Consider the following 14,667-nt stretch of genomic DNA (forward strand, 5'->3'; position numbering starts at 1 on the left):
ATTCATTTATTTTCCTCCTTCACATATAAAACTGTACTTTTTCTATTCATAACCATCACTTTCTGTCCTACCCTAATTGGCACCTTTGAACGGGCTGTCCATGTTTCTCCATCTACTTTGACTATGCCTTGACCAGCATGTGATATATCTTGAACAACCATTCCTGTTTTCCCGATTAGTTTGTCTACTGTACCCGTAAATCCTTTGGCTTTTTGGAAATGAGTTGTGACAGATTTAGTCGAAATAGTCAGAATTATACTTGTGGAGATTCCAGCTATAGCTTGTAATACGAGAACATAGGGACAATAAATGAAATCAGACATCCGACGATTGAGCCTATACTAAGCCAAAGAAAATAAAAATGCAAAGAAAATAGTTCTGCAAGAAGGAATATACCCGCTAGGACGAACCAAAATTCCCAAAACATCTGATCCCACCTCTTTTCCTATTATGAACAGCTACAAAAGAAAATGATTTTCAAAAGTTCTTTCGAACTTGTAATTAGAACTTATAAATAATATATATTAAACTTTCAGAAAAAACAATAGGAATAAAAAGGATCATCATGAGGATCTGAGTTTGTTTGCCTGATCTCAAAAAAGAGGCACGGACAAAAACACTCAGCATAAGCTTAATTCATAAGATTTTTAGGTGAAATATTAAGCGGAACTTATATAAATGCATCAAAATCTTCTTTTATTTCCACTTTGCTTGTTCATCAAGTGAAAATTCCCAACAGAACCTATCCAAACTTTATATCCACTTTTGTAAAGTTTGCAAAAGATCTTTCGCTCCCTCCTGACTTAAAATCAAGCGTCCATCATAGAGTTCCAAATAATCTTCCGAGGTTCTTCCTGTCACAAAACAAGTTCTTTCTTGCTTCCGTACATGTATATTCCCATCTTGCACAAACATCTCTAAACTGGAATTCGGTGCGAAATCTAACATTCTTCGCAGTTCTTTTGGTAGTACTATCCGTCCTAGTTCACCTACTCTTCGAGTCATACCTGTGTTTTTCAAAATAATTACCTCCTTCCTTTTTATTTTTTGTTCTATTTTCCAAATTATACTCTTTAATGTAGTTAAATTAGTATTTTTAACCAAAGATAGGGCTTTTGCAAAGTATTTCGAGTGAGGCTAAACGGTAGAAAAAATGAGATAAGTGGAATAGTACTTGAGGTTCTGTCGCAAAGTTTCTTAACAGAAAAAAATTAGGCTGATTGCAGATAAATTTTATATAATTCAAAGGATTATGGTGGATATAGTAGTGATTTTTGGGGTTTAATTTTTGTTAATCAACAAAGTACGTGAAATTATATACAATACTTCAATATACCACTGAGTAGAATTCTAAACGGGGCTTTTCTACTTTTCCACCCCAAAAATTCCCTTAATTTATTTTAACGTTCTATTTGTTTTGTATAACACTGTTTATCCCCTCTGCATACAAAATCATTCCGAATCCCTTTCTTTTCCTTACAGCAAAAAATGAGAGGTCATTTTTTCGTATCGTTCTCAAATTCCCCTTTTTCATATCTGGTTCTGATGCAAAGTTCGATATATAAGTCCTCTTAGAACTTGTCTAAAATCTTTGCTATAATGTAGACAAAAAAGGATGTTTCCTATGATACACAATTATACAAGTAATATTACCCGTGAACAGTTTGAACTGATTCGTGAAGATTTAGAAAACATACGTAAAAAGACGCGCCCTCGCACAGTCGATTTGTACGAAGTATTCTGCGGCGTACTGTACCTACTTACAACAGGATGCCAATGGCGCAATCTGCCGAGTGATTTTCCACATTGGAAAACCGTGTATGCCTACTATCAAATTTGGCGGAAAGTAGACAAGAATGGCATAAGTCTTCTCGAAAAAGTTCATAAAAAAATTGGTCGAAACCTATCGTGAGCAAGATGGGCGTGAAAAGCAGACCAGTTTCTGCATCGTAGATGCACAAAGCGTGAAAAACACATGGACAGCTAGTGAAAAAGGCTACAATGCCGGAAAGAAAGTCTCAGGTATCAAACGACATATCGCTGTAGATACCAATGGGCTTATTCATGCTATAGAAGTCACAACTGCGAATATAACGGACCGAGAGGGCGCTATCCAAATGTGTGAACGCCATAATGAAACATTGGACAAAGTGACAAATATACTTTGTGATGGTGGATACACAGGCCCATCATTTGCACAATCGATAAAAGAGGCGATTGATTGTTCGGTTGAAATCATCAAACGCTCTGAACTTCACAAATTTGTCGTGTTACCAAAACGCTGGATTGTAGAGCGAACTTTTGCTTGGTTGGAAAATTATCGAAGGCTGTGGAAGAACTGTGAACGAACACTTGAAAATAGTAGACAGAGTTGCTTATTGGCAGGTGTGGCGATTTTATTAAAAAGATTTTAGACATGTTCTAAGAAATTTAAATTCACAACGTATGCATATATCGTTTCTTCACCATTTTGATATACATATAAGTCCGCTTTTGGTTCCACCTCATATTTAGGTGTTACTCCTAAATCTTGTTGCGCGATTTCAATTGCTTTTGCGCCTTCAATCTTATTTTTATTTTTCAACTTTTCCTTCTTGTCTAAATCAGGCGCAACTGTTCCAGATAATACCTTTAAAGAACCATCTTTACTTACGTGAGCTACTTGAGTAGACCCCCATACAGGTACTCCCTCGTAAACTTGTTGCATACGTACTACTGTTGAATCAGTTACAGCGTCTTTTTTCACTTGTTTCACTTTGAAAGAATCTTGCGCACTCTTTTCCCCTAACTTATAATCACCTTTTGCCGCGTTTAAGTAATCAAACACAACAGATTCCGCCTTCTTACCAGTCGCTCCAGTTAGATCACCTGAAATAAACTCAGGTGACTGTACCGTCTCATTGTACTTCTTAGTAGAGAGCACATTTTTAGAATCCGCAAATGCAGAGCCTGTCGCTAACACTAACGCTAAACTCTTCTTTTTCATCCAACATTCCCCCTAATAAAAAATTTTTGAAAAAGAGTAGTTTCATATTAGCATTATGTTTCCACTATCAATATACCGAAAATTCAATTAATTCATTTCTCAAGTGTTGTAGAATTTTGAGGAACAAATATTGAAAAACCCCTTTCCGTTTGGAAAGGGGTTTTTCAATATTTTCTTAACCATAAATATCTGGATTAGAATATTGTATACTTCCTTCTTGTAAAGACTTCAATCCATATATATCTGGATTGGAATAATTTACCGACCCTTCTTTCAGGGACTTTACCCCATATATATCCGGATTCGAATAGTTAACTCCTACAGACAAAATTGCCACTAAACCAATTCCTACCACACCATATATACGCTTTTTCAATTCAATTCCTCCTTTTCCTCCAAAACTTTAATAGCTTCTTTATAATATTTATTACTTTCTTCATACTTAAATTCATTCTCTAAATACATTGCTAATTCTAAATAAGCATTTTTCAGTTCTTTCATACTACCTACACTTTTAAAGAATGGAATAGCCTCATTCTCTAAAAACCTCTTAAACTCTTGAGATTCTCCAAAATATTTATACTTAAATATACAGAACGAATAAATCATCTTATTATATTTTTCATCACTACGTGAGCAATCAATTCCTTTTTCTATCCATTCCTGTGCTTCTTCATAACGTTTAAGATGAATGCATTGTTTAGCCAACCCATAAATTGTTTCAATATAATTCATATTGACAGTCTTCTGTAATTCGAAACTTTGAAGAAAATAGTTTTTAGATTTATCATGCTCATTTTTATAATGGTATAATTCTCCCATATTATTTAAAGTCATAGCTTTAATCATGTCTTTTTCCGCAAAAGAATCTACTTCTCTTAATATACTCTCATAAATCTTTAGAGCTTCTTCATACTGCGCTTTTTCCACATAACTCAAAGCAATAATTGTTTGACAATTAATTACATAACGAAATTTGTATTCGTTACGGAACCCTTCCATGGCAATATGAGCAAAGTGCATGGCTAAATGCGGTATATTTAGATGACTATACGCAAGGCTCAGGTTATAATATATACCTGTTTCATAATACCCTTGTTCCTTAGCCATTTCTTCCGTTTCAATTAAATATTCCAAACTTTCCTTATGCTTATATTGCAAACTAAGTAATAGAGCTTTACTATACGTATACAGCATCTTTTGAAATGGTGTATATTTTTTATATACCTTTTTTAATCTATCCAATTCCTCTTCAAGAGCCAGTAGATCCCTTTTCATCATTAAATATCGCGTATAAAGTAACTTATAATAATTTATAATTTCAAAATCTAAAACATGCTTCATTTCACCTTGCAACTCTTCGTATATGCGTTCTACCTGTTGCTTGTCCAAATGAATTAGTGCATTTAACCACTCATCCAATTTCACTTTCACATCTTCTTCTACATCTCTCAAATCCGTCACGGCAATTTCTAGTCTTGTGCAGAGCAATTGTAGAATCTCTTCTGATGCTTCTATCTTTCCATTTTCGATCTTACTTAAGTATGAGACAGAACAAATGCCCTGACATAGTTCTTCTTGTGTCATTTTTTGCTGTAGCCGTTTATAAAAAACTTGCTTGCCTATTTTTTCTAATGTTTGTTGCATTGTCCTCCTCCATTCTCATTACCCCCATTACTCTAATAATACATAAAATCTAGAGAAATATAAATTGATAAATGTAAATTTTCTAAAAAATATGCATTATTTCATTTTTTTCTCTCTTGACTTCAATCCCTATTACTTCTTTGCTACGCAAGGGGAAAAATTGGTATACTATAACCAAATTACGGAGGTGTTTTCGCAATGAATCATTATAAAGACGATAGTTACGCCTTACATACAGATTTATATCAAATCAACATGGCTTATACATATTGGAAAGATGGTATTCATAATCGCCGTTCTGTTTTTGATTTATACTTTCGAAAGCTTCCATTCGAAAACGGCTATGCTGTTTTTGCTGGTCTTGAGAAAATTGTAGAGTACATAGAAAATTTCAGTTTTACCGAAAGTGACATCGCTTATTTAGCAGAGTTACAATTTGAAGAAGAATTCCTTCATTATTTACAAAATATGAAATTCACTGGGACGATTCGTAGTATGCAAGAAGGTGAAGTTGTATTTAATAACGAGCCTTTATTACGTGTTGATGCACCGCTCGGCGAAGCACAAATTATTGAAACTGCCTTGTTAAACATTGTGAATTACCAAACATTAATTGCAACAAAAGCAGCTCGTATGAAGCACGCTGCAAATAACGATGAACTTTTAGAGTTCGGCACAAGACGCGCTCATGAGTTTGATGCTGCCCTTTGGGGAACCCGCGCTGCCTTTATTGGTGGTTTTTCATCTACAAGTAACGTTCGCGCAGGGAAACGCTTTGGCATCCCTGTAGCTGGCACACATGCCCATTCTTTCGTTCAAGCATATCGCGATGAATATGTTGCATTTAAAAAATATGCCGAAACACATAAAAAATGTGTATTTCTTGTCGATACATACGACACATTAAAATCTGGTGTTCCAAATGCGATTCGTGTTGCAAAAGAGTTCGGGGATCGTATCGATTTTTATGGCATTCGCCTTGATAGTGGTGATATGGCATATTTATCAAAGGAAGCCAGAAAACAACTTGACGCAGCTGGATTTACAAAAACAAAAATTATCGCTTCTAGTGATTTAGATGAATATACGATTATGCACTTGAAATCTCAAGGGGCAAAAATTGATGTATGGGGTGTTGGCACAAAGCTGATTACATCCTTTGAACAGCCAGCATTAGGTGCTGTTTATAAATTAGTCGCTATTGAAGATACTGATGGAAAATTAAATGATACGATTAAGATTTCATCTAATCCTGAAAAAATTACAACCCCAGGACTTAAACGAATTTATCGTATTATCAACCGTGTTAACGATCATGCAGAGGGCGATTATATTGCCTTAGAGTCAGAAGAACCCGGAAAAGAAGAACGTTTAAAAATGTTTCATCCAGTTCATACCTATATAAGTAAATTCGTAACAAACTTTGAAGCACGCGAACTGCATCAAGATATTTTCATTAACGGTAAAAGAGCGTATGAATTACCTAATATATTAGATATTCAAAAGTATAATGAACGCAGCCTCTCACTATTTTGGGAAGAGTATATGCGAACTTTAAACCCCGAAGAGTACCCTGTCGATTTAAGCCAAGAATGTTGGGATCATAAAATGAATTATATTCAAACTGTTCGAGACAAGGTTGCGAAAAATATAAAAAAATAAACAGAGAAGTTTCTCCTTCTCTGTTTTTTCAATGTTGTACGTATATGAGTTGAAAATATATTAACATAATGATAAAAATAAGCGAGGGCGTAATTACGCACCCCCGCTTATTTTTACAGATCTTTTACTCTCAGTACACGCATTGCATTTAAAACTGCAAGTAATGTCACACCAACATCTGAGAAGACCGCTTCCCACATTGTTGCAATACCAAAGGCACCAAGTAATAAAACTAGCCCTTTTACACCTAATGCAAATATAATATTTTGCCATACAATACTACGTGTACGTTTTGCAATTTTTACAGCTGTCGCGATTTTTGAAGGTTCATCAGTCATAATGACGATGTCAGCAGCTTCAATTGCTGCATCTGATCCTAAACCGCCCATCGCAATACCAACGTCCGCTCTCGCTAATACTGGCGTATCGTTAATACCATCACCAACGAATGCAATCTTTTCTTTACCGTGTTTTGCTACATCAATTTTTTCGATTTCTTCTACTTTTTGGTGTGGTAATAATTCGGCATGCACTTCATCTAAACCTAATTCTTTACCAACAGCTTCCCCAACTGATTTTGCATCACCAGTTAACATGACTGTCTTCTTAATACCTAGTTCTTTTAACTTTTGAATTGCTTGTTTTGAATCCTCTTTTACCTCATCAGAGATAACAATATAACCTGCATATTTACCATCTACAGCAACATGAACGAGTGTACCTACTGTATTGGGTTGCTTAAATGTAATGTTTTCTTTTCTCATTAATTTAGCATTACCTGCGAAAATTTCTTTTCCTTGTACCTTTACAACCGTACCATGACCTGAAATTTCACTATAGTCTTCAATACTATTTTCATCGATTGATTTTCCATATGCATTTCGAATAGATTGTGCAATCGGATGATTAGAATATACTTCTGCAAATGCTGCATATTCTAATAGCTCTTCAGCTGTAGTACCTTCACTAGGCTCCATCTTCGTAACTTTAAAGACACCTTTTGTTAATGTTCCTGTTTTATCAAAAACGATATATTTCACATCATTCAATGCTTCTAAATAGTTACTTCCTTTTACTAAAATACCACTTTTAGATGCCCCACCAATACCTCCAAAGAACCCAAGAGGAATCGATACAACGAGTGCACATGGACAAGAGATTACTAAGAACACTAAAGCTCTATAAATCCAATCGGAGAATGTAGCACCCTCTAAAATAAGTGGTGGAATAAATGCCATAATCGCCGCTGTTATAACTACGACTGGAGTATAATAACGCGCAAACTTCGTAATAAAGTTTTCTGTTGGCGCTTTTTTGCTACTTGCATTTTGTACTAAATCTAAGATTTTTGATACAGTAGATTCACCAAATTCTTTTGTAACTTCAATTGTTAATACACCATTTTGGTTTACAAAACCACTTAATACGTCATTACCAACTTCTACTTCACGCGGTACAGATTCACCTGTTAACGCTGAAGTATCCATCATTGATGTTCCCTCAACTACTTTCCCGTCTAACGGTACTTTTTCACCCGGTTTCACGATAATATACTCACCAATTTGCACATCTTCTGGTGATACTTGTTTCGTTTCATTTCCAACTTTCACATTTGCATAATCAGGACGAATATCCATTAATGAAGTAATTGATTTTCGAGAGCGATTTACAGCAATACTTTGGAACAATTCTCCTACTTGGTAGAATAACATTACTGCAACTGCTTCTGGATATTGTTGAATCGCGAAAGCTCCTAAAGTTGCAATTGCCATTAAAAAGTTTTCATCGAATACTTGGCCGCGAGTGATGTTTCTTACCGCTCTCCAAACGATATCTCCACCTATTAATAAATAAGCAAGAACGAATAATGGAATTGTTATCATTTGCGGTAATCCGGCTAATGCAGCAATTCCTGTCAAAATTCCGCCGACTACTAATCTTCCTATCATTTTTTTCACATTTCCATCACCATGATCATGGCCATGGTCGTGTCCCTTTTCCTCTTCACGAACAACTTTTACATCTGGCTCTAACTTTTGAACGACATTTTTTATATCTTGCACAGTCGATTCAAGTTCTCTTTTATTCGCAACTTCTACTCTTAATTTCTTTGATACGAAATCAACAGTCGCTTCTGAAACTGTTGGCATTTCCTTTACCTTATTTTCAATCTTCATTGCACAGTTCGCACAGTCTAAACCTTCTAATATAAATACTTCTTTCGCCGCTTTTGTTTTTTTCTCTTCTTGTACCTTAATATGCGGCTCCAATTTTGTAACGAGCTGCTTCGCTTCTGTAACAACTTGATTTTCTTTATTTTGTGGTGTTTCTAAAAGCATCGTCTTAGTTGCAAAGTTTACAGAACAAGATGTTACTCCCTCTATATTCCCAACACCCTTTTCAATTTTCATTGCACAATTCGCACAATCTAAGCCTTCTAGCATAAGTTTCTTTTTCACTAATGCTTCTGCCATCGTTCTCCCTCCTCGCGTTTTTATTCTTCCTCGTTTACGTGTTCAAATGCCTGCTCGAAGATATGAATTACGTGTTGATCAGCCAATGAATAATAAACTACCTTTCCTTCTTTACGGTTCTTTACAAGCTTTGCTTGCTTTAATACACGAAGCTGATGTGAGATTGAAGATTGCGTCATTCCTAATAAATAAGCTAAATCACAAACACACATTTCAGCTTCAAATAATGCATGTAATATTCTCGTACGTGTACGGTCACCTAATACTTTAAATAATTCTGCTACTTTACTTAAACTTTCATCCGTCGGAATTGTTTGTTTTACTTGATCCACGATTTCCTCGTGAATTACCGTTTGAGAACATGCTTCCTGTTGCGTTTCTACTTTATTTTCAGCCATCACAGCTCACCTCTTTATTTGAACATATGAACAACTATTCATATATCTTATACCTTTATTATATGAGCGCCTATTCATATGTGTCAATGAAAACCGAAAGATTTTTTTGACAATTTCGTTCACATTTCCACCTACACATATCAATATTCTCCGCATCCATCATACTCTTCATACAAAAAAGGATGCACGAAAACTATCATGCATCCCTTCTTATTTATTAACTTTTACTGCATCCACAATTAACGAAGCAAATTCTAATTTACCATCTTGATTTCTATGATCAAAACGTTTCGATCGATAAATGTTCCCATACATGTTCTGCTAAAATGACTGATAACGAATTTGGATTAAACTTTTCAAGCCACATTTCTCTTCTTAATAAATTTAATTCATCCTCATTTGTATGTAACCAACCTGGGTTATTATTATATCCCTCTGCTCCAACGACAACTTTCGTCTCCATCTTTCCACTCCTTCTTATATTCCGACATAAAAATTCGACAACATAACATTGGTCTCCTTTATTTTCCCAAAAGAAAAAAACCTTGCGCGTTCCCTAGACGCACAAGGCTTACTATCTTATATCCCTTTTATTTAGCTTTTTTTAATTAGCTTTTTCTAAACTATCTTGCGAACTTCCATCGTCTTTTAAATGACTATGTTTTTTCGAATAAACAAAGTATACAACCACTCCGATTGCTAACCAAATACCGAAGTAAATCCATGTTGTTAATGGTAAATTTAGCATTAAGAATAGACAGCATGCAACTGAAATAATCGGTAAGATTGGTACAAGTGGTACCATAAATCCACGTTGTAATTTCGGATGTGTTTTACGAAGAATGATGACAGTTACACCAACCATCGCAAATGTTAATAACGCTCCAATATTCGCTAAATTCGACAATTCTTTTAAATCGATAAATCCAGCAATTAAAGCACTACCAACTCCTGTTAACCAAACTGAAAATGTTGGTGCTTCTGTCTTCTTGTTAATTTTCGCAAAAGATTTCGGTAATAAACCATCACGGCTCATTGCGAAGAATACACGTGTTGTCGCATAAATATAAGCGAAAATTACAGCCATAATACCAATTACAGCTCCAATTGCGATTATACCTGCTACTTTGTCTTGTCCTACAACTTCTAACACATATGCCATAGCTTCTGGTACATCTAGCTCTTTATAAGAAACCATACCTGTCATAACGAGACAAACTACAACATAAATGATTGTACAAATAACTAACGAAGCAATAATACCAATCGGTAGATCACGCTGCGGATTTTTTACTTCTTCAGCAGAAGTTGCTAATGCATCAAATCCTAAGAAAGCGAAGAATACTGCTGCTCCTCCGGCGAAGACTCCACTTATGCCGTACGGTGCAAATGGTATCCAGTTTTCTGGTTTCACGTAGAATACACCAACTGCAATGAATAAAACAACAATACCAATTTTAATTAATACCATTATGTTATTCACACGCTTACTTTCTTTTGTACCTCGTGATAATAACCAAGTTATCACCAACGTAACGATAATTGCGGGTAAGTTCACCATACCACCTTGCGATGGAATCGTTAACAATGCTTTTGGAATTTCAATTCCCAATCCGCTCACTAAATTATTAAAATAACCTGTCCATCCACCAGCTACTGCGGCAGTTGTCACGACATATACGGATAACAATGTCCATCCCATTAAATGGGCAACAAACTCACCAATTGTTGCATATGAATATGTGTATACACTACCTGAAACTGGAAGTGTAGACGCAACCTCTGCATAACATAAAGCTGCAAATCCACAAACAATTGCTGCAATCATGAATGAAAAAATAACTGCTGGACCAGCATCTCTTGCTGCTACTAATCCCGTTAATACTAGAACTCCTGTACCAATTATCGCACCAATCCCTAGCATTGTTAGGTCAAATGCCCCTAGCGTTTTCGTCAAAGTTTTACTTTTACTTTCCCCTAACAATTGCGTAACGGATTTCTTTTTAAATAGGTTGGCCACGATGAATGCCCCCTTTTACCAAGAAGAGCTAAGAGGTATTATCTCTTAGCTCTTATCATGTTGTTTTATATATTGTTCGATTTTGTTTTGTATAATGCTGCTATTAGCAAGATACTGTTTCTGCTTCTAATAATTCTTTAGCACCTTTGTATTCTACACCGTGAGCTTCTGCAACTGCTTCGAATGTTACGTAGCCTTCTAATGTGTTAATACCTTTTAATAATGCAGTGTTGCCTAGGCAAGCTTCTTTGTAGCCTTTGTTAGCAATTTGTACTGCATATGGTACTGTTACGTTTGTTAATGCAAGAGTTGATGTACGTGGAACCGCACCTGGCATGTTTGCAACTGCATAGTGAACAACGCCGTGTTTTTCATAAGTTGGGTTATCATGAGTTGTAATACGGTCAGTTGTTTCGAAAATACCACCTTGGTCAATCGCGATATCTACAACAACAGAACCTGGTTCCATTGATTTAATCATTTCTTCTGTTACAAGTTTTGGCGCTTTTGCACCTGGGATTAATACTGCACCGATTACAAGATCAGATTCTTTTACAGCTTCTGCAATATTGTAAGGATTAGACATTAAAGTTTTTACTTGGTTTCCGAAAATGTCATCTAATTGACGAAGACGTTCTGCACTTAAGTCGATGATTGTTACATCCGCACCTAGTCCAACTGCAATTTTAGCAGCATTTGTACCAGCTTGTCCACCACCGATAATTGTTACTTTACCGCGTTTAACTCCTGGAACACCTGCAAGTAAGATACCTTTACCGCCTTTGTTTTTCTCAAGGAATTGCGCACCGATTTGTGCAGCCATACGACCAGCTACTTCACTCATAGGTGCAAGTAATGGTAATGAACGGTTTTCTAATTGTACTGTTTCATATGCGATAGCAACAACTTTCTTTTCAATTAACGCTTTTGTTAATTCTGGTTCTGGAGCTAAGTGTAAGTATGTGAATAAGATTAAACCTTCGCTGAAGTGTTTGTATTCGCTTTCAACTGGTTCCTTAACTTTCATAACCATTTCCATGTTCCAAGCTTCTTCAGCTGTATCAACAATTTTTGCTCCCGCTTCAACATACTGAGCATCTGTGAAACCAGATCCTACACCTGCATCCTTTTGAATGAATACTTCGTGATTGTTACGAATTAAATGTACAACACCTGCTGGTGTCATTGCCACACGGTTTTCGTTGTTTTTAATTTCTGCTGGTACCCCAATACGCATAATGAAATGCCCCCTTATAATTAACAGAAAAAAGGAATTCTTTTTTCTTTTTGTAATAATTAATAACTTATGTCCTTATTCTAGCATAACTTAAAAGTTATGAAAACGCTAACATACTATTTTTTTAAAGTTTATATATTTAGAATAGTGTAAATATACGAAACATTGATTCTATTGGGTTATTTGTACCATCGTATTATCTATTACTCTATTTACATTATATCCATTCAAAACGCATAGTAATTATTTATTATTTGACAATAATGTAACAATGCAAAAAAACTAAGTAGTTACGTATACATATACACTTATTACTTTGTACAATACTTTAGAAATATATTCTTTTCATAAAAAAAACAGCTACTAGCATTTAGCCAGCAGCTGGATAACTTATAAATAATTTTGAAAACAAGTCTTCTGTCGTTTCTGTAATTTTATCGAATATATCGCTTTCTTCAGCTTCTTGTTCTTTTAACATCTTAATTGTTTCACGTGCGTCTTCAGGATAATCGGTAATGATACCATCTACGTTTAACTTATAATATGCCTTTAAACTTTCCATATCATTCACTGTCCATACGTAAATTGGCTTATTTAACTTCCTGGCTTCTTTTACTAATTTTTTATTTAACATATATTCTTCTGCTACATAAAAATCAGCCTTCACATTCTTTAAGTTAGCTCTACTTGCATAAAGTATATATCCTACTTTTATATCTGGATTTGCACGCTTAAACTCTTTAATGAGCGGATAATGTAACGTTTGAATAACACATTGTTTCTCAAAGTCATTATCTTTAATTGTTTTTAGTACTTTATTTACGAAATCCTTCTCATTACCGTGAAGCTTCACTTCTATATTGAGTTTTATTTTATTTTTTGAAAGCTTAATAATTTCATCTAATGTGCTAATTCCCCCTGACAATCCATCTTGGCTAAGAGTAAGTTTCCTTAACTCATCCATTGTCAAATCTGATACATGTACATTCTCATTGGCAAGACGTTTTAACTTCAAATCATGAATTACTGCCAACTCGCCATCTTTCGTTTGCAGTACATCGATTTCAGCGTAATCTGCTTTTGCATCAATAGCACCTTGCACAGCTTCTTTCGTATTTTCTACCCCTTTTGATATATATCCACGGTGTGCCATAATAATCGGTTCTTTATACGAATTTGAAATAAAGGTTACAATGAAGGCAACGACCATTCCAGCAATAATAATTCCCACAATATACACTCCAATAAATTTCCAGCGATGTTTTTGGAAGAAACATTTATCTGCTTTCGATTTTGAATAATCTAATCCTTCTTCTAGTAAAACGTCTTCAACCGGAACCTTTTGCAAATACAATCGCGTAATCGCCATAATATAAAATGGCGTCACGATAAAACTAAATAAATACAATGTACTCGTTAAAAATACAGACATTGTTGATTCAGCTAATAATGCAAATGTTCCTTTCGGATTTGTAAATTCATAAACACCCCATAGACACAATAAATATATTCCCCAAAATACAACATACACAATCCCTATTGAAATAAAAAATCCTACTAAAAAGAATAGCACTTTAAAAAAGCTTTCTTTTACTAACGCTGCACTTTTACGTGCTGCTGTGCGAAACGGCTTTTGCTCTAAAACAACAATAGGTAAAACAAAAATCCAGCGAAGATTCAAATACGCAACTACAGCAAAGAACGTGTAATAACCAACCTGTCCCATCGTTGTCTTAAACAGTTCTCCTGTAATAAAGTTAGGAATTTGAATTTGCGGGATTAATGCCGTTTCATATCCCATATTTAAAAGAGGTAACAATACGACAGCATATAAAATAAATCCTGGTAAGCAATATGTGAAAAGAGTGGGTAAATACGTTACCGTTTTATATAAAATCGGACGTAATTTCACTTTTTGTCTTTTATGAGCGAAATACGAAATAATAATAAGCACCGCAAATTCCGTGAAGATAAGAAACAGTGCTAACAATGATAAAATTACGATTGCAAAAATACCGTATGGTGTTTTCAAAAATGCTAATAATTCATCATTCGTCGCATTTGCATAACCACCAAAGTACAATAACTTATTGAAAATGATACCGAAGAGTGGGATAAACACAATCGCTGCTAACAATTTATAAACGAGTTGGAATGTTAGCACATTCCAAAAAGCAAATTTTACTGTTTGAAAGGAATGGCTCATTACCCCTGGTATAGATAGTCTTTTACGGTGTTGCATA

The 14,667-nt window shown here is 35.0% G+C and carries 11 protein-coding genes and 2 pseudogenes; 2 read left to right on the top strand and 11 right to left on the bottom strand.

The window, feature by feature from the left end; translation table 11 throughout:
• Window positions 1-2 precede the first annotated feature (2 nt).
• Together CDB3_RS21710 and CDB3_RS21715 are read right to left on the bottom strand one after the other, a co-directional pair.
• Complete coding sequence (locus CDB3_RS21710) at window positions 3-323, bottom strand: NfeD family protein (protein WP_372708553.1); 321 nt, start codon at window positions 321-323, stop codon at window positions 3-5.
• 430 nt (window positions 324-753) lie between these two features.
• Window positions 754-1,020: an AbrB/MazE/SpoVT family DNA-binding domain-containing protein gene (locus tag CDB3_RS21715; RefSeq protein ID WP_128855917.1), complete on the bottom strand. Its 267-nt coding sequence runs from the start codon at window positions 1,018-1,020 to the stop codon at window positions 754-756.
• A gap of 604 nt (window positions 1,021-1,624) precedes the next feature.
• On the opposite strand from CDB3_RS21715, the gene CDB3_RS21720 reads away from it, so the two are divergent.
• Window positions 1,625-2,414 (top strand): IS5 family transposase gene (locus CDB3_RS21720; protein ID WP_128855918.1). Its coding sequence is split into 2 segments (ribosomal slippage): window positions 1,625-1,882 and window positions 1,884-2,414, totalling 789 coding nucleotides; the frame shifts between segments, so codons are not numbered across the junction.
• Between the two features lie 5 nt (window positions 2,415-2,419).
• On the opposite strand, the pseudogene CDB3_RS21725 reads toward CDB3_RS21720, so the two are convergent.
• From CDB3_RS21725 to CDB3_RS21735, 3 genes and pseudogenes are all read right to left on the bottom strand, one after another.
• A pseudogene (locus CDB3_RS21725) lies at window positions 2,420-2,986 on the bottom strand (M4 family metallopeptidase); the annotation flags it as partial.
• Between the two features lie 175 nt (window positions 2,987-3,161).
• The gene (locus CDB3_RS21730) at window positions 3,162-3,362 is read right to left on the bottom strand and encodes a Phr family secreted Rap phosphatase inhibitor (RefSeq protein WP_033730994.1); all 201 of its coding nucleotides are present in this window, start codon (window positions 3,360-3,362) and stop codon (window positions 3,162-3,164) included.
• Window positions 3,359-4,633, bottom strand: a complete 1,275-nt coding sequence (locus CDB3_RS21735) for a tetratricopeptide repeat protein (RefSeq protein ID WP_128855919.1) — start codon at window positions 4,631-4,633, stop codon at window positions 3,359-3,361. Before CDB3_RS21735 ends, CDB3_RS21730 begins: the two co-directional genes overlap by 4 nt.
• Before the next feature lie 198 nt (window positions 4,634-4,831).
• On the opposite strand from CDB3_RS21735, the gene CDB3_RS21740 reads away from it, so the two are divergent.
• Entirely contained in the window at window positions 4,832-6,295 is a 1,464-nt protein-coding gene (locus CDB3_RS21740) for a nicotinate phosphoribosyltransferase (RefSeq protein WP_128855920.1), read from the top strand.
• A gap of 113 nt (window positions 6,296-6,408) precedes the next feature.
• Here the strand turns inward: CDB3_RS21740 and CDB3_RS21745 are convergent, their stop codons facing one another.
• From CDB3_RS21745 to CDB3_RS21770, 6 genes and pseudogenes are all read right to left on the bottom strand, one after another.
• Window positions 6,409-8,769, bottom strand: coding sequence for a heavy metal translocating P-type ATPase (locus tag CDB3_RS21745; protein ID WP_128855921.1), 2,361 nt, complete (start codon window positions 8,767-8,769; stop codon window positions 6,409-6,411).
• 20 nt (window positions 8,770-8,789) lie between these two features.
• Entirely contained in the window at window positions 8,790-9,167 is a 378-nt protein-coding gene (locus tag CDB3_RS21750) for an ArsR/SmtB family transcription factor (protein ID WP_002010461.1), read from the bottom strand.
• Between the two features lie 289 nt (window positions 9,168-9,456).
• Window positions 9,457-9,630, bottom strand: a pseudogene (locus CDB3_RS21755) (class I SAM-dependent methyltransferase); the annotation flags it as partial.
• Window positions 9,631-9,771: 141 nt separating this feature from the next.
• A complete protein-coding gene (locus CDB3_RS21760) occupies window positions 9,772-11,187 on the bottom strand; it encodes an amino acid permease (RefSeq protein WP_128855922.1) in 1,416 nt (471 codons plus the stop codon).
• A 103-nt stretch (window positions 11,188-11,290) separates the two neighbouring features.
• Window positions 11,291-12,424 carry an alanine dehydrogenase gene (ald, locus tag CDB3_RS21765; protein WP_128855923.1) on the bottom strand — a complete coding sequence of 378 codons (1,134 nt, stop codon included), beginning with the start codon at window positions 12,422-12,424 and terminating at the stop codon, window positions 11,291-11,293.
• Between the two features lie 370 nt (window positions 12,425-12,794).
• The gene (locus CDB3_RS21770) at window positions 12,795-14,666 is read right to left on the bottom strand and encodes a glycerophosphoryl diester phosphodiesterase membrane domain-containing protein (protein WP_128855924.1); all 1,872 of its coding nucleotides are present in this window, start codon (window positions 14,664-14,666) and stop codon (window positions 12,795-12,797) included.
• Window position 14,667 lies beyond the last annotated feature (1 nt).

Origin of the sequence: Bacillus sp. CDB3, from assembly GCF_002081505.1 — a bacterium.
In the GTDB taxonomy this organism is placed as follows: domain Bacteria; phylum Bacillota; class Bacilli; order Bacillales; family Bacillaceae_G; genus Bacillus_A; species Bacillus_A cereus_AT.